This is a genomic window from Acidisoma sp. C75, from assembly GCF_054665095.1.
Map to the genome: position 1 here is coordinate 21,088 of NZ_BAAFHD010000004.1, position 15,764 is coordinate 36,851.

The window sequence follows — 15,764 nt, forward strand, 5'->3', positions numbered from 1 at the left end:
GATGGAACGTGTCACCGCCGGCGAGTTGCAGATTGCCCAGCCGCTTCATGCCTTCATCATGAACGAGGCGCTGCCGGGCACCGGGGTCGATCCCGCCGCCTTCTGGGCCGGCTTCTCCGCCCTGGTGCATGATCTGGCGCCGCAAAACCGCACCCTGCTCGCCAAGCGCGATGCGCTGCAGGCCGAGATCGACGCCTGGCACCGGCAGCACAAGGGGCTCGGCGATCCGGCGGCCTATCGCCGCTTCCTCGAAAGCATCGGCTATCTTCTGCCGCCGCCGGGGGATTTCGTGGTTTCCACCGACCGGGTGGATGCCGAGATCGCCACCATCGCGGGCCCGCAGCTGGTGGTGCCGATCACCAATGCGCGCTACGCCCTCAACGCCGCCAATGCCCGCTGGGGCAGCCTCTACGATGCGCTGTACGGCACCGATGCGATCGCCGAGGAGGATGGCGCCGCGCGTGGCGGCAAGGGGCTTAACCCGGTTCGCGCCGCCCGGGTGATCGCGCGCGCCAAGGCGTTTCTCGACGAGATCGCGCCGCTCGCTTCCGGCAGCCATGCCGGGGCCAAAGCCTATTGGGTGGAAGCGGGCGCGCTGCTGGTGGATGGCGCGTCGCTCGCCCGGCCGCAGGCTTTCGCGGGCTATCGCGGCCCGGCTGAAGCGCCCACTGCCATCCTGCTCCGCCACAATGGCCTTCATGCGGAGATCGTGATCGACCGCACCCATCCGATCGGCGAGTCTGATCCGGCTGGGGTCGCCGATATCGTCATCGAATCTGCGATCAGCGCCATCATGGATTGCGAGGATAGCGTCGCCGCCGTCGATACCGAGGATAAGATCGCGGTCTATCGCAACTGGCTCGGCCTCATGCGCGGCACGCTGACGGCGCGTTTCGAGAAGGCCGGCCGCGTGCTGGAACGCAGCCTGGAGCCGGACCGCAGCTTCACCAGCCCCGAAGGCGGCACGTTCAGCCTGCCCGGGCGCAGCCTGATGCTGATCCGCAACGTCGGGCACCATATGATGACCGACGCCATCCTCGACCGCGACGGCGCGGAGATCCCCGAAAACCTGATGGACGGCGTCGTCACCGCGCTCATCGCGATTCATGATCTGAAGGCCAGCGGGCCGATCCGCAACAGCCGCGCGGGATCGGTCTATATCGTCAAGCCCAAGATGCACGGGCCGGAGGAAGTCGCCTTCGCTGATGGGGTGTTCGATCGGGTGGAGGATCTGCTCGGTCTTGCGCGCCACACGCTGAAGATGGGCATCATGGATGAGGAGCGGCGCACCTCCGCCAACCTCGCCGCCTGCATCAAGGCGGCGGAGGGCCGGGTGGTCTTCATCAACACCGGCTTCCTCGACCGTACCGGCGACGAGATCCATACCTCGATGGAGGCGGGCGCCATGGTGCGGAAGAACGCGATGAAGGCGACCGCCTGGATCCGCGCCTATGAGGATCGCAACGTCGATATCGGCCTCGCCGCCGGGCTGCGCGGCCGGGCGCAGATCGGCAAGGGCATGTGGGCAGCGCCCGACCGGATGGCCGAAATGCTCGAGCAGAAGGTGGGGCATCCGCGCGCCGGCGCCAATACCGCCTGGGTTCCCTCGCCCACGGCGGCCACGCTGCATGCGCTACATTATCATGCGGTCGATGTCGCTGCCCGCCAGGAGGAACTGGCCAGCCGCGCGCCGTCCGGGCTCGATCAGCTGCTCGCCATTCCCGTCTCCGAAGGGGCGAACTGGTCCTCCGAGGAGATCCGCCAGGAGATCGAGAACAACTGCCAGGGCATCCTCGGCTATGTCGTGCGCTGGATCGACCAGGGGGTGGGCTGTTCGAAAGTCCCCGATATCCATGACATCGGGCTGATGGAGGATCGGGCGACGCTGCGTATCTCGAGCCAGCATCTCGCCAACTGGCTGCATCATGGCGTGGTCTCCCAGGAGGAGGTGGAGGCCGCGCTCCGGCGGATGGCGCAGGTGGTGGATAAGCAGAACGCTGCGGACCCGGCCTATCGGCCGATGGCGCCGGGCTTCGATGGGCCGGCCTTCAAGGCGGCGCATGATCTGGTGTTCAAGGGCCGCGCGCAGCCGAACGGCTATACCGAGTTCATCCTCCACCAGTGGCGGCGGGTCGCCAAGGCGGGCTGAACCCTCCCGCGCATCCAGCCCCCGCCGCGTCGCCTGCCCGCGGCGGCGGGGCTTGGCGGTGAGAGGGCATCAACCACCTTGGCAAGATGCCGGCAGGATGGTCTTCTGCACTGCGACATAGCGCATGAAGGACCGGCCGTTGCAGCACCGCTCTCCCTGGCTCGCCTCCCTGCTTCTCGCCTCCGCCGGCCTCGCCGCGCTCAGCAGCGCCCCGGCGCGCGCCGCCCCGCCGGACAAGCTGACCCTTGCTATCCCGCTCGAGCCGCCTGGGCTGGACCCGACGGCCGGTGCCGCGGCGGCCATTCGGGAAGTCACCTACGCCAATATCTTCCAGGGGCTGACGCGGATCGACCAGGCGGGCCATGTCATCCCCGATCTCGCCCAGAGCTGGACGGTCTCTCCCGATGGGCTGACCTATGATTTCAAGCTGCAGCCCGGCGTCACCTTCGCCGATGGCACATCTTTCGATTGCTCGATCGTCCGGTTCAGCTACGGCCGGGCGATGGCGCCCGATAGCGTGAACGCGCAGAAGCAGCTTTTCGCGCCGATCGCCAAGATCGCCTGCCCCAAGCCGCTCGAAGCGGTCATCACCCTCAAGCAGCCGACCTCGACTTTTCTCTACGACATGGCCTGGGGCGATGCCGTCATGGTCGATCCGAAATCGGCCGCGACGAACAAGACCCATCCCGTCGGCACCGGCCCCTTCCTGTTCAGCCGCTGGGTGCCCGGGGATCAGATCGATCTGGTGCGCAATCCGCATTACTGGGGCGTGCCGGCCAAGCTCAGCGCCGTCACCTTCCGCATCATCGCCGATCCGGCGGCGGCGACCGCGGCGCTGCTTTCCGGCGAGATCGACGCCTATCCGAATTTCCCCGCCCCCGAGATGGTGGCCAAGTTCCAGCATGATCCGCGCTTCACGGTCGTGATCGGCACCACCGAGGGCAAGGTGCTGATGGCGCTGAACGAGGCGCATAAGCCCTTCGACGATGTGCGCGTGCGCCGGGCGCTCGCCTATGCGATCGACCGGAACGCCATCGTGCAGGCCGCCTATAGCGGCCTCGGCACCCCGATCGGCTCGCATTACACGCCGGCCGATCCCGGCTATGTCGATCTCACCGGCGTCTATCCCTATGATCCGGCCAAGGCGCGGGCGCTGCTGAAGGAGGCCGGCCTCGCTGGGGGCTTCACCTTCACGCTCACCTTGCCGCCGCCGAGCTATGCCGAGCGTTCGGGCGAGCTCATCGCCGCCTACCTCCAGCAGGTCGGCATCACCGCCAAGCTGCAATCGGTGGAATGGGCGAAGTGGCTTTCCTCCGTCTTCGCGCAGCATGACTACGATGCCACCATCGTCGCCCATGTCGAATCGCGCGATCTCGATATCTATGCGCGCCGCAACTACTATTTTGGCTATCACAGCGCCGCCTATGATGCGCTCTACGCGCGCTATGTGGCAGCGACGAGCGCGGCGGCGCAGCAGGCGCTGGTCGGGCAGTTGCAGCGTCAACTCGCGACCGACGAGCCCAATATCTTCCTCTTCGCGCTGCCCAAGATCGGCATCTGGAAGGCGGGGCTGCGCGGGCTCTGGAAGAACGATCCGATGCCGATCAACGATGTGACGGGCGTCTATTGGGCGAAGTAGGGCAGCCGCCCGGTGGGGGCCTGCCTGCCGCGGCGCATCGGGCGGAGAGGCGCGCGGCGTGAGGGATAGCGGGTGAGAACCTATCTTCTGCGGCGGGCGGCCATGCTGATGCTCGCCCTCATCCTCGCCTCCCTGGTGGTGTTCGCCGTGCTGCAGATCCTGCCAGGAGATCCGGCGCTCATCATCCTCGGCCCCGATGCGCGGCCCGATACGCTGGCCGCCCTCCGCCACCAGCTCGGGCTCGACCAGCCGGTCTGGCTCCGCTACCTGCAGTGGATCGGCGGCCTGCTGCACGGTGATTTCGGCCGCAGCACGGCCTATGATGCGCCGATCGCCACCCTCATCGGAGAGCGACTGGCGGTCACGCTGCCTCTGGCCGGGCTTGCCATGCTGCTCGCCGTCGCCCTCGCGCTGCCGCTCGGCCTCTGGGCGGCGGCGCGCCCCGGGCCCGCCGATGGCGGCATCATGAGCGCGACGCAACTCGGCGTCGCCATCCCGGATTTCTGGCTGGCGCTTCTCCTCATCCTGCTCTTCGCGGTGCATCTCGCCTGGTTTCCGGCCGGCGGCTTTCCCGGTTGGGGCCAGGCGCCGGGCCGCGCGATCGGCGCGCTCATCCTGCCGGCCATGGCCCTCGCCCTGCCGCAGGCGGCGATCCTCACCCGCGTCGTGCGCGGGGCGATGAAGGAGGTGACCGCGCGGGATTATCTGCGCACCGCGCGCGCCAAAGGGCAGGGGGAGGGCGCCATCCTCTGGCGCCACGCGCTGCCCAACGCGCTCATTCCCATCACCACCCTCATTGGGCTGCAATCCTCCTTCCTGCTCGCCGGCACCATCATCATCGAAACCGTCTTCACCCTGCCGGGGCTCGGCTCGCTGCTCTTTCAAGCGATCGGGGAGCGCGATCTGATCCTCGTTCAGGATCTCGTCCTGCTCTTCGCCGCTTTCGTCATCATCATGAACTTCCTCGTCGATGTCCTGAATGCCGTGATCGATCCGCGCCTCGCGGCGGCAGCGGCGGAGTGATCGGCGCATGATCAACCGCCGTATCGCCGTCGGGGGCGGCATCACCGGCCTGATCCTCGCCATCGCCGCGCTGTCGCTGGTCTGGACGCCTTATTCGCCGACCGCGATCGACATTCTCCATCGCCTCGCCGGCCCCTCCCTCGCGCATCCTTTCGGCACCGATCCCTTCGGGCGGGATATCCTCTCGATGATCATGGGCGGCGCGCGGAACGCGGTGCTGGTGGCGGTCGCGGCCGTCGGCCTCGCAGCCCTGCTCGGCGTGCCGGCCGGGCTCTATGCCGCCGCGCGGGGCGGCTGGGCCGCGGATCTCGTGATGCGCGGGGCGGAACTCGCCTTCGCCTTCCCCGCGCTGCTGACAGCGGTGATGATCACCGCGCTGCGCGGCCCCGGCGCCGATACCGTGATGATCGCGATCGGCATCGCGAGCGCGCCGGTGCTGGCGCGGGTGACGGAGACGGCGGCGGCGGTGCTCTGGACGCAGGATTTCGTGCGCGCCGCCCGGGCCCTCGGCCGTGGCCGCGGCGCCATCACCGGCCGGCACATCCTGCCCAATCTCGCCGGCGTCCTCGTGGTGCAGATCACCATTCAGCTCTCGGTCGCCATCCTCGCCGAGGCGGCGCTCTCCTTCGTCGGCCTCGGCGCGCAGCCGCCGGCGCCCAGTTGGGGCCGCATGCTCAAGGATGCGCAGACCTACATGTACACCGACCCGGCCATGGCTATTTTCCCCGGTCTTGCCATAGTGCTGGCGGTTTTCGGGCTGAATATGCTGGGTGACGGGCTCAGAGACGCCCTCGGCACCGCACGGAGAAAACGGGCATGACCGCACCCTGGACGGTGCAAACACTCTCCGCCGCGCTCGCGCGCCGGGAGATTTCGGCCGAAGCCGTGGCGGAGCAATCCTTGGCCCGGATCGCCGCGGAAGATGGCTGGCTCAATGCCGTCATCACCGCCAATCCTCGCCTGCTGGAGGATGCGCGGGAGATCGACCGGCGCCGCGCGGCCGGGGAGCCGCTCGGCCCGCTCGCCGGCATTCCCGTGCTGGTGAAGGACACGATGGATATGGCGGGCCTGCCCACCACCGGCGGCTGGGCGAAGCTCTCCGCCCGCGCCGGCGGGGTCGATCTCCTCCCGCCGCGGGATTGCCCGGTCGTTCAGCGCATGCGCGCGGCCGGCGCCCTGCTCCTCGGCAAGACCAACGTGCCGGTGCTGAGCGCGAGCGGCACCAACGCGAACGACAGCTGGGCCGGCCCCACCCGCAACGCCATCGCGCCTGCGCGCGCGCCGGGCGGCAGCAGCGCGGGCTCCGCCACCGGCGTCGCCGCGGGCTACGCCGTCATCGGCCTGGCAGAAGAGACCGGCGGCTCCATCCAGAACCCGGCCGCAGCCCAGGGGCTCGTCGGCATCAAACCGAGCTTCGGCCTCGTTCCCAATACCGGCATCATGCCGCTCGCCGGCAGCACGCGGGATGTCGCGGGGCCTGTGGCGACGACGGTGATGGATGCCGCGCTCGCGCTGGACGTGCTGGCCGGCTACACCCCGGCTGATCCCAAGACGGTCGCGGCGATCGGCCAGCGCCCGCTCGGCGGCTATGCCGGCGCCATCCGCCCCGGCGCGCTTGCCGGCCGCCGCCTCGGCCTCTACGGCCCCGGCTGGCGGCATGCGCCGCTTTCCGCCGAATCGGCCGCGCTTTACGCGCAAGCTTGCGAGGGCCTCGCCGAACTCGGCGCCGAATTGGTGGAAGATCCTTTCGCGGGCTCCGGCTTCGCGGATCTCGCGCGCTTCCTCACCGTGCTCCCCTATGACGCGCGGGGCGAGGAATCGGTCGTCTATGATATGGAGCGCTACCTGCGGGCCTTCGGCCCCGATCAGCCGGTGCATTCGCTGGCAAGCTTGCGCGGGGTCGCCGGGGCGGACCCGTTCGACCGCGCCGGGCCGCTCTCCTACCTCTGGGAGATCGACGGGTTCGAGCGGCTGCTGGCAGCGTATGAGACGCCGCCCGACCTTTCGGGCTTCCTCGCCGCGCGGGAGGATTACCTGCGCGTCTTCAATGGCGTGATGGCAGCGCACCGCCTCGATGCGATGGTGATGCCGCAGACGCGGGCCGAGCCGCCGCCCTTGATGTCGGATGCGATCATTCAGGAAACCACCGTCTCGGAGATCAACATCGCGGGCCTGCCGGGGGTAACGGTGCCGGCCGGGCTTTATCCCTCGGGCGCCGGCTTCGGCCTTATCTTCGTCGGGCCCTTGTGGAGCGAGGCGCGGCTCCTCGGCTTCGCCGCGGAATATGAGGCGATCACCTGCTAGAGTGCTCCTCGGGATCGGCACTGTCGAGCAGGATCGCATGGCCGTCCGGGTCATGGATGAGGCTTGACCGAGGCGCCGGGTGCGGCTCGGCGGCAGCCGAAACGCTGAAGACAAAGCGTGCCGCGGCGATATCGGCGGTCGGCAGGGGGCGCGCCAATGCGGAGACAGGCGGCCTCTCGTAACCCAAAAGCTCGACGTGCGGCGTTCCGGCCAAGGGCGGGCACAGAGCCACAACCTGCGCCCGCACGCCGGGGAGGCCGTCCAGCCGGTCCTGCGCCGCGCCGTGGTTGAGGCTGCGGGCGCTGACGCGAAGCCCAAGCCCTTCATAGAAGGCGATGCTGCGCGCCACATCGGCGACGGTGATGGCGGAATGGTCGATGCCTAGGAACAGGCCCGCATGCGGATTGTCCTGCCATCGCGTGGCGCCCGCCCCGGGCGGGAAGTTCAGCAGTTCCAGCGGATGGCCTTCCGGGTCGCGGAACTTGAAGGCGGTCACGCCACCTGAGGATGGCGGCAACTCCTGCGGGCCGCCGATGCTGATGGGCGTGATGGGTTCCGCGCTGATCCTGGCATAGGCTGCCGGCATATCGCCCACCACGATCGCGAGATGCTGAAACCAGGCGTCCGTCGCCTTCCGCTGCGGCGGGTAGGGGCGGCCCGGCGTTTCGGGGCAGAGCAACTCCAACTCCTGCTGCCCCAGCAGCAGCGAGGCCCGCGTGGCGCGGCAGCCGAGGCCGAGGCGCGCCAACTCCTGCGCCGCGAGCGTCGTTTGCCCGGTGCAGGAAAAGCCGAGCGCCTCCTCGTAAAACCGGATCATCCGATCGAGATCCGAGACAGTGAGGCTCACCCGCGCAAGCTTGCCGATCTGCACTGTCACGGGCGGGCGGCGCCGCGCACGTTGACGTAGATGGCATAGAGCGCGTGCGAGGCGCAGAGGAAGAGCCGGCTCCGGTTTCGGCCGCCGAATGTCAGGTTGGAGACGAGGGACGGCGTACGAATTTTGCCGAGGAGCAGGCCCGTCGGGTCGATGCAATGGACACCATCCGCCGCACTGCTCCAGATCCGCCCCTCCTCGTCACAGCGGAACCCATCCGCAAAACCAGGCGTCACGGTATGGAAGACGCGCCCATCGCGCAGGCTTGTGCCGTCTTCGCTGACATCGAATACGCGAATATGCTGCACCGGGTCGGTCGCGAATTGCGGGCCGCTCTCGGCGATATAAAGCAGCCGCTCGTCGGGCGAGAAGCAGAGGCCGTTCGGCCCTAGAAACTCGTCGGAGACGACGGTGAGGCTTCCGGCTGCCGGATCAAGCCGATAGACGCGCGGCGGAAGCTCGGGCTCCTGCTTGCCGCCCTCGTAATCGGTGTTGATGCCGTAATGCGGGTCGGTGAACCAGATGGTCCCGTCAGACTTGCAAATCACATCATTGGGGGAGTTGAGCCGCCTCCCTTGATAACGATCGGCCAGCACGGTCACGCGGCCGTCCAACTCGGTGCGCGTGATGCAGCGGTCATGGTGCGAGCAGCCGATCAACCGTCCCTGGCGGTCGCGCGTATGGCCGTTGGCGAAGCCGCTCGGCTGGCGGAACACCGAAACGCCGCCGCTCTCCGTCCATCGCAGGATCCGGTTGTTCGGGAGATCGCTGACGAGGAGGCAGTCCTGATCGGCGAACCACACCGGCCCTTCCAGCCAGGCGAAACCTTCGCCAAGCGGCTGCAAGGCTGCATTCGGCAGAACGAGCGCCTTGAAGCGTGGATCGAGAATTTCGATGCAGTCGATTATTTGATGTGGCATGGTGCGGGGACCGGTGGAACATGAAGTTGCACGGTCATCAAAACTGCCGGCTCGTCACCAATTGTGCCGGAGCGATGGCCCCGCCGGCCTTCCGCATCCGGCACGCAGTTCTGATCCTCGCCGAGCGAGAATTCGCCCGGCCCCTGCTCGATGCGCGTGCCGTCCATCGCCTCGATCCACCAGCGGCCCGAGAGCACGACGATCCATTGCGGCGCGGGGTTCTCATGCCATTCGCCGACCCAGCCGACAGGTTGCACGGTGAACACGACTGTCGCCTCGGAACGTGGCTGGGGGTCGTTCCACTGCGGTGCCGCGCCACCCACGCCCTTCAGCGACCATTCGGAAAGATGACACAAACTCTGGTGGCTGACGCCCGCTTCGTCCCGCCACAAATGCCAATAGGAAATGCGAGGCTTCTCAGCCATGCGTGCCTCCGGCAAGGCTCGAGGAGGTGGGAGCGGCATAGGGGTGGCTGGAACCAAGAGGATGAGCGAGGAAAGCGGCACAGCCTGCGCCCGAGAGGCCGACGGTGATCAGCAGAAACCCGCCGGCGAGGGAGAAGTTCTTCAGAAAGTCCCAGAACAGGTCACGGCCTTTGCTTTGGCCTTTGGCCCAGAAATCGCCCGGCTGCCAGAACTGCTTGAAGAGGATGGCGGTCACCCCGCAATAGCCGGCCATGATGAAGGCTGCCAGCCGATCCGCGATGCCGGTCAGAATGCCGATCGGCATCAGGATTTCGACCGCCAGCCCCACCGCGATAAGGCCGACCGCGATCGGCCTCGCCTTGAACAGGCTCTGCGCCTGTCCCACCGCCCCGTCGAAGTTCAGGATCTTGTCCAGGGCGCTGAACGGGAAGAAGAGCACGACCAGCAGATACCGCACGGCGAGGGCGGCGCCATGGGCGAGGATCATGCGCCGATCCGGTCTTTGATGCGATCCGCGACGCGCAGCGCGTTGGCGATGATGGTGAGCGTCGGGTTCACCGCGCCGATCGACGGGAAGAAGGAAGAATCAGCGACATAGAGATTGTCCAACTCATGCGCCTTGCAGTCGGTATCGAGCACGGAGGTCGCCGGGTCCGTTCCGAACCGTGCCGTTCCCGCCTGATGCGCGGTGCCGCTGAGGGGGATGTTCTTGCCGAGATAGAGCCGGCGTTCCAGCAGGATCGGATGCGCGCCGACCGCGCTCATGATCCGCTCCAGCTTCTTCTTCAGCCGGTGATGCGCTTCCATGTTGTTCTCGGTCACGTCCAGCACCACACGTTCGCCGTCGTAGAAGATCCGATTGTTCGGATCCGGCAGATCCTCGCTCTGCAGCCAGAAATCCATCGAGTGCTCGGCCATCTTGTCGAACGGCATGTCCGGCAGCCATTCCAGCCAAGTCGGCAGCGCTTCACCTTTGACCTGCTCGGCATGCGATGTGGCGCACATCTGGATCAGCCCGAGCGGATAGTCCCAGTCGTCGGACTTGAAATAGTAATCGCTCAAGGCGAGGGTCTTCTGAAAGACGGTATGATTGGGCTCTTTCAGAAGCGCCATGAGAACGCTCATGTTGTGCCGGATGTAATTCCGCCCCACCTGGCCGGAACCGTTCGCAAGTCCCTCGGGATGCTTGTCATTCGCCGAGCGCAGCAGCAGCAGCGCGGTGGACAAGGCACCGCAGGCGGCGACGACGATATCCGCCGAATAGCTGATCGTCTCGCCGGACCGCTCCACCACCACGCCTGAAACACGGCGCCCGGAAGCGTCCGTCTCAAGCTTCGTGACATAGCTGTTCGTCATGAGCGTCACATTGGGGTAGGCGGCCAGGGTCGGATCGATGCAGATCACCTGCGCGTCCGCCTTGCCATTGAGCAGGCACGGAAAACCGTCGAACGCATCGCAGCGGATGCAGATACTGGTCGGCGTCGGCTTGCCGTTCGTCTCGTCGAGCAGAATACCCAAAGGAAGATGGAAGGGGCGCAGCCCTTGCCGCGCCATGCTGTCGTTCAGCGCCTGAATCTTCGGCTCATGGGAGACGGCGGGGTGCGGATAGGCGGCGCTTGCCGGGGGCTCCAGCGGATCCTCGCCGCGGCTGCCATGCACATGGAAAAGGCGCTCGGCCTCGGTGTAATAGGGTTCGAAGGCATCGTATCGGATCGGCCAGGAGGGAGAGATGCCGTCCTTGTGCTCAACCTCCTCGAAATCGCGTTCCCTCAGGCGAAAGAGCGCAGCGCCATAGACTTTGGAATTGCCGCCGACGAAGCGGTGCAGGCCCGGATTGAACTGGCTACCGTCCCGCCCATACCAGATATCCTTCACCTGATAGGCGCCATCCACAAAGACCGTCTTCGAATCCCAGTTGGCGCGTGAGCGCGGCAGGTAATCCCCGCGCTCGAGGATGAGAATGCGCTTGCCGGTCGCCGCCAGGCGCTGCGCCAGGGCACCACCGCCGGGGCCGCTGCCGATGACGATGATATCGTAATGATCGGTTGCCATGGCGATGATCAGCCGCCCGTCGCAAAGCCGGGGTAGAGCGTCATACCGCCATCCACGAAGAGGGTCGCGCCCGTCACATAGTCCGCGGCGTCGGATGCGAGCCAGACCGCCGCTTGCGCGATATCATCGGGCTCGCCGATCCGCTTATAGGGGATGAGGGTCATGAGATCGGCATAGGCCTCGGGCGTGTTCCACGCCTTGGTGTTGATCGGGGTGCGGATCGCCCCCGGCCCGATCGCGTTGACGCGAATGAAATGCGGGGCGAGTTCCTGGGCAAGCGTTCGCATCAGCATCAGGATGCCGCCTTTGGAGGCCGCGTAATTCGCGTGTCCCGCCCAGGGGATGATCTGATGGACCGAGCTCATGCAGATGATCTTGCCGGCGGCGAGCGAGACGGAGGGCACGACGCCGCGCTTCTTGAATTCGCGCGTCGCCGCGCGGGTGCAGAGAAACTGGCCGGTGAGATTGACGCCGATCACCTCTTCCCACTGCTCCAGCGTCATCTCGTCGATGGGCGCGTCGCGCTGCAGCCCGGCATTGCTGACGACGATATGCAGGGTGCCGAATTCGCGCACGGCTTGGGCGAACATCTGCTCGACCTCGTCTTCCCGGCTGACATCGGCTTTCACCGCGATCGCGCGCCGGCCCATGCCCTGGATTTCGTGCGCGACCTCTTCAGCGCTCTCCGGGTTCGTCACGTAGTTGACGACGACATCGGCGCCGGCTCGCGCAAAGCCCAGCGCCACTGCGCGCCCGATGCCGGAATTGGCCCCGGTGACGAGCGCCGGTTGCCCCTGGAGCACGGGGTTATAGGGAATATGGGGAACGCGATTGGGGTCGAACTTTGCCGGCGCGGCCGGGTCTTTCCCGCCGCTCGATTGATCGGTCATGCTGGCTCCAATCCCGTTGAGACGACGGCGATAGATCGCAGTCACAGCATGCCGCGCATGGGTGCGTGAGGACGCCCGCAGCAACACCGCCGCTGGCTATATATGGCGCAAGCTGACGCCTACAAGATTGGCTTCCTCAAGCTCCGGCGGGCTGCGGCCTTCGCTCAGCCGCCGCTGCCGAAGAGATCCCGCCAGGCGGGCAGCGCGCCGGCGGAGGGCAGGGCGGTCGCCTCATAGACCCCGCGGGCGATCGCACGGGCGACCACCATCGAGGCGGCATGGCAAAGCAACGTCAGCTCCTGCGGCGAGATGGGCGCGCCCTGCCCGGTCGCGGCGGCGAAGAGCGTATCGCCGTCATAGGGGAGATGGCTGCCGTGGAGGGCGCGGGGCAGGCCGTCACCCCCGGCGATGGCGAGCCGCTTGGCCTGCGCCTTGGTCAGCGGCGCATCGGTGGCGATGAGGCCGATGGTCGTCGCGGTCGCGGGCCGTTCCGCGCTGCCGGCGGCCGGCATGCCCTTGAGGATGGGGGAGAGCGCGTCCGGCGGCCAGGGCGGCGGCGGCCAGCCGAGCCCGCCGAATTCGCGCCCCTGCTCGAATGGCGCCGCCCAGAAATGCGGCCCTTGCCCGATCAGCGGATTGCCGACCGGGTTGGCGATCGTCAGCGCCGCCACCCGGTAGCCGGTGCGGGTCTCCGCGCTCGCGGAGCCGAGGCCGCCCTTGACCAGCGGCGTCGTCGCCCCCGTGCCGCCGCCGACCGAGCCGAGGGCGAAGGCGCCGTCGCTCGCGGCAAGCGCCGCGGCCTGGCCGAGTTCGCGATAGGGGCTGTAATAGCCCCAATCCTTGTCACCGCCATTGAGCAGATCGAAACAGATGGCCTGCGGTACGATCGGCACCTGCAGCCCGGCGAAGACCGTGCCGCGCCGCGCGGCCCGCAGATAGGCCTGCACGCCGCCCGCCGCATCGAGGCCGAAGCAGGAGCCGCCCGAGAGCACGATCGCATCCACCTGCTCGATCGTCATTTCGGGTTCCAGCAAGCCCGTCTCGCGCCCGCCCGGCGCGCCGCCGAGGATGCTGACGGAGGCGGTGGCCGGGGTGTCGAACAGAATGGCGGTGACACCGGAGCCGAGGGCGAGATCGGTCGCATGCCCCACGGCGAGGCCTGGCACGTCGGTCAGCAGATTGCGCATAGGCGGGCTCCGGCGATGTCGGGCAAGGGCGCGTCAGTCGCTCGGCCGGCCGAGCAGGGCGAGATATTCCCACATGACCGAGGCGGCGGCGAGCGCGGTGATCTCGCTCACATCATGCGCCGGCAGCACTTCCACCACATCCATGCCGATGAAGGGGATCTGGGTGAGCTGGCGCAGGATCGCCTGAACCTGCCAGGTGGCGAGACCGCCGATTTCCGGCGTGCCGGTGCCGGGGGCGAAAGCCGGGTCCAGGCAATCGACATCGAAGCTGAGATAGGCGGGATGATCGCCGCCGAGGATCTGGCGGATGCGCCGCACCGCAGGCTCGATCCCGCCCATATGGAGATCGAGGGCAGAGAGCACGGTGACGCCCTGGCTCAGCGTCCAGTCATAGACCGCGCGCTGGATCGGGGAGCGGATGCCGATCTGGATCATCCGTCGCGGATCGACGAGGCCTTCGTTGATCGCGTGGTAGAAGACCGAGCCATGGCCATAGACCTGCCCGAAATTATCCTCCCAGGTATCGGCATGGGCGTCGAAATGGAGGAGCGCGAGGGGCCTTCCCTCCCGCTTGCGGAGCGCGCGCAGCAGCGGCAGCGTAATCCCGTGCTCACCGCCCATGGCCAGAAGATGGGGGATGGGCGCGGCCTGGGCCTCGATCTTGGCGAGGCTTGCCGGCAGATCGCCGAGGGCGATCGCGAAATCACCCATATCGGCGATCGGCATCGCGCCGATGTCCGTCCAGAAATGCGGGTGGTCGCCATCCACCAGCATGCGGCTTGCGCTGCGGATCGCCCCGGGGCCCGAGCGTGCGCCCGCCCGGTTCGTCACCCCGATATCGAGTGGAATCCCCGCGACCGTGAAGCTCGGCCCGGGGCCGGAGAGCGGCCGCCCGAGAAAGCCCGGGCCGGTCGCGAAGGTTGGGGGGACATCGCCGGCCATGGCCACACCTGCTCGCTCGCGTCACGCGGCGCCGCTACCGGCCCGCTCCGCCCTGCATAGCCGAGGCGGCGCGGCTTGACGACAGGAGCGGGCGGCCTCAGGCGCGTTTTGAGGTCTTGAGCCCCCGCGCCTCGCCGCCGGTGCCGAGGGCGGCCTGGGCATCGGCCAGGAAATGGGTGGCGGAGAGCTTGTCGTCCGACAGATAGATCCGCAGCTTGGAGACTTCCTGTTCCAGCCAGACCAGCACCTGCCGGGCTTCGGACAGATCGGCTTTGGCCAGCAGTTGCGAGAGATCGAGCCCGACGAGCGCGGAGGAGGGCGCGAAGGGCTTGACCTCAAGCGGGGTCTCGGTGAGGGGCTTGCCATCGGCGGCGCGGCGGAGCGTCAGCCGATGCAGCGTCAGCGGGTCGAGCGGCGTCGGCAATTCGATGTGGAAGGCGTGATAGCCGTTGCCGATGCCGAGGCGGGCGAGGTCGCCGCGAAAATGGTCGGCGATCGAGATCGCGATCACCTCGCCCTCGCGCACCACTTCGAGGACGACCGCTTCGGTCGGATGGTCGGGCAGCCAGGCCCAGCCGCAGAGCTGGCGATGATCCACCCACTCGACCTGGCCTTCCAGCCGCCCATCCTGCGGGCGATCCATCAGATCCGCCTCGATGATCCCGGCGCGCAGCGCGATGCGGGCCTTGATCCGCTCCACCACCGGGCCGGAAACGACGATCGGCGCGCAAGCGGCCCAGGCGGCGGCCGGCGGAATGGTGGTGAGCTTGGAGCTGCGGGCCATCATGAACATGGCCCTGTCCCCGCGATCGACATAGGTTTCCGCCGGCAGATCCTCGGCGAGGACGGCGGTATGCTGGGGGGTTTCGATATTATAGTATTCGATCGGGTCGAGATCCTCGCAATAGGCGATGGAGCTGCCATTGACCAGCGCGCCGGCAGGGATCAGCGCGCCGTCGATCAAGACCTTGTGCAGAGGAGAGAGGCAGAGATCGCGGCAGGGCATGTTATCGTCCAGCGCGCCGCGCTTGATGCGCACCGGCAGCGCATTCGGATTGGCCCTGACGAAACTGTAATTGTAGATCCGCCGCCCGATCCAGCGCACCGGCTGGAGCCCGTGGGCGACGGTGACGACCATATCACCGAGCCGGAGGGCTTCCACCCGAACGCGCCCGCGGGCCGTCAAAATTCGTGTGCCGCTACAAAAACTTGCGCACATGCCTCACCGCCGAGTCTAAGGGAAATCACGGCCGCGCCGCGCGGCCCTGGAAATACGAATTAAAGCCATCACATGAACAATCCTTAACCATTGTCCATAATCTTTAGGCTTAGGCAATCGTTTATTTCTCGTTCGAGATA

Annotated in this window: 14 protein-coding genes; 5 read left to right on the forward strand and 9 right to left on the reverse strand. The window is 67.3% G+C overall.

Going from position 1 to position 15,764, the window contains the following annotated elements; all coding sequences use genetic code 11:
- The first annotated feature begins 1 nt into the window (after nucleotide 1).
- The 5 genes from ACYQ7X_RS06310 (at nucleotide 2) to ACYQ7X_RS06330 (ending at nucleotide 7,115) form a co-directional block, all read left to right on the forward strand.
- Nucleotides 2-2,149, forward strand: a complete 2,148-nt coding sequence (locus ACYQ7X_RS06310; RefSeq protein WP_459696057.1) for a malate synthase G — start codon at nucleotides 2-4, stop codon at nucleotides 2,147-2,149.
- A 139-nt stretch (nucleotides 2,150-2,288) separates the two neighbouring features.
- A complete protein-coding gene (locus tag ACYQ7X_RS06315; RefSeq protein ID WP_459696058.1) occupies nucleotides 2,289-3,788 on the forward strand; it encodes an ABC transporter substrate-binding protein in 1,500 nt (499 codons plus the stop codon).
- 72 nt (nucleotides 3,789-3,860) lie between these two features.
- A complete protein-coding gene (locus ACYQ7X_RS06320) occupies nucleotides 3,861-4,811 on the forward strand; it encodes an ABC transporter permease (protein ID WP_459696059.1) in 951 nt (316 codons plus the stop codon).
- Between the two features lie 7 nt (nucleotides 4,812-4,818).
- A complete protein-coding gene (locus ACYQ7X_RS06325; RefSeq protein ID WP_459696060.1) occupies nucleotides 4,819-5,631 on the forward strand; it encodes an ABC transporter permease in 813 nt (270 codons plus the stop codon).
- A complete protein-coding gene (locus ACYQ7X_RS06330; RefSeq protein ID WP_459696061.1) occupies nucleotides 5,628-7,115 on the forward strand; it encodes an amidase in 1,488 nt (495 codons plus the stop codon). The genes ACYQ7X_RS06325 and ACYQ7X_RS06330 overlap by 4 nt, the downstream gene beginning before the upstream one ends.
- Here ACYQ7X_RS06330 and ACYQ7X_RS06335 read toward each other — a convergent pair.
- The 9 genes from ACYQ7X_RS06335 to ACYQ7X_RS06375 form a co-directional block, all read right to left on the reverse strand.
- Nucleotides 7,105-7,992, reverse strand: coding sequence for a VOC family protein (locus ACYQ7X_RS06335; RefSeq protein ID WP_459696063.1), 888 nt, complete (start codon nucleotides 7,990-7,992; stop codon nucleotides 7,105-7,107). The two genes, ACYQ7X_RS06330 and ACYQ7X_RS06335, sit on opposite strands and share 11 nt — an antisense overlap.
- Nucleotides 7,989-8,909 (reverse strand): SMP-30/gluconolactonase/LRE family protein, encoded by a 921-nt coding sequence (locus ACYQ7X_RS06340; RefSeq protein ID WP_459696064.1) that lies wholly within the window; start codon nucleotides 8,907-8,909, stop codon nucleotides 7,989-7,991. The genes ACYQ7X_RS06335 and ACYQ7X_RS06340 overlap by 4 nt, the downstream gene beginning before the upstream one ends.
- Nucleotides 8,894-9,334 (reverse strand): cupin domain-containing protein, encoded by a 441-nt coding sequence (locus ACYQ7X_RS06345; protein ID WP_459696065.1) that lies wholly within the window; start codon nucleotides 9,332-9,334, stop codon nucleotides 8,894-8,896. Before ACYQ7X_RS06345 ends, ACYQ7X_RS06340 begins: the two co-directional genes overlap by 16 nt.
- A complete protein-coding gene (locus ACYQ7X_RS06350; RefSeq protein WP_459696066.1) occupies nucleotides 9,327-9,821 on the reverse strand; it encodes a DoxX family membrane protein in 495 nt (164 codons plus the stop codon). The genes ACYQ7X_RS06345 and ACYQ7X_RS06350 overlap by 8 nt, the downstream gene beginning before the upstream one ends.
- Nucleotides 9,818-11,386, reverse strand: coding sequence for a GMC oxidoreductase (locus ACYQ7X_RS06355; RefSeq protein WP_459696067.1), 1,569 nt, complete (start codon nucleotides 11,384-11,386; stop codon nucleotides 9,818-9,820). Before ACYQ7X_RS06355 ends, ACYQ7X_RS06350 begins: the two co-directional genes overlap by 4 nt.
- A gap of 8 nt (nucleotides 11,387-11,394) precedes the next feature.
- Nucleotides 11,395-12,276, reverse strand: coding sequence for an SDR family oxidoreductase (locus ACYQ7X_RS06360; protein ID WP_459696069.1), 882 nt, complete (start codon nucleotides 12,274-12,276; stop codon nucleotides 11,395-11,397).
- A 164-nt stretch (nucleotides 12,277-12,440) separates the two neighbouring features.
- Complete coding sequence (locus tag ACYQ7X_RS06365; RefSeq protein WP_459696070.1) at nucleotides 12,441-13,463, reverse strand: P1 family peptidase; 1,023 nt, start codon at nucleotides 13,461-13,463, stop codon at nucleotides 12,441-12,443.
- Between the two features lie 33 nt (nucleotides 13,464-13,496).
- Complete coding sequence (gene speB / locus ACYQ7X_RS06370; protein ID WP_459696071.1) at nucleotides 13,497-14,405, reverse strand: agmatinase; 909 nt, start codon at nucleotides 14,403-14,405, stop codon at nucleotides 13,497-13,499.
- 97 nt (nucleotides 14,406-14,502) lie between these two features.
- On the reverse strand, nucleotides 14,503-15,624 hold the full coding sequence (locus ACYQ7X_RS06375) for a Hint domain-containing protein (RefSeq protein ID WP_459696072.1): 1,122 nt from the start codon (nucleotides 15,622-15,624) through the stop codon (nucleotides 14,503-14,505).
- Nucleotides 15,625-15,764 lie beyond the last annotated feature (140 nt).